Source organism: Vibrio methylphosphonaticus, assembly GCF_023634655.1.
Taxonomy (GTDB): Bacteria; Pseudomonadota; Gammaproteobacteria; order Enterobacterales; family Vibrionaceae; genus Vibrio; species Vibrio methylphosphonaticus.
Genome location: NZ_JAMKMS010000074.1, coordinates 1 through 546 on the forward strand (window position 1 = coordinate 1; position 546 = coordinate 546).

The following is a 546-nucleotide window of genomic DNA, read 5'->3' on the forward strand; positions in this document are numbered from 1 at the left end:
TAGACCAGTATCAACAGAATAAGCATTGACCATATGCGTTAGGCATTTCTTCTTACTGTGATCATACGTGCCTTTCAAAGACTTACCGTCAATCGCTATATGATTGGTTTCTAATGTTTTTTCATGTTGAATATCGTTACACCATCGAGTAAAACAAAGAGAAAATTCATCCGGGTCAACCAGTCCAACAATGCGAGCTGTTGTATCTTGACTTGGAATACCTGATAAGTAAGGACTAAACTTTCTAAACCATTCTAAGTTCTCTTCTCCAAAGGCTTCTATCTCATCCCAAGTTTTCATTCCACATAACATGGCTGTCACTACTTGGAACATCACTTCAAAGAAATCATAAGTGATTTTTCGGTCCTGACGGCTATCAGTCAATATGTTAAAATGGTCTTTGAATTCGTCGTAATTCATCTTTTCAATCTCGTCCTGCTATCTAAACAGTATAAGATCACGTCAGATCGCCAGATTCAACCTATTTTAAAAAATTTCATCCCGAAACTTTGAGAAACACTGCGAAAATAACATGCGGGAACCCTG

Annotated in this window: 1 protein-coding gene; it reads right to left on the bottom strand. The window is 37.5% G+C overall.

Features of this window, described 5'->3' with window-relative positions; translation table 11 throughout:
* Window positions 1-420, bottom strand: a 420-nt coding sequence (locus M9196_RS23300) for an ISAs1 family transposase (RefSeq protein WP_250619888.1), incomplete at its 3' end; no start/stop codon positions are given.
* Window positions 421-546: the final 126 nt, after the last annotated feature.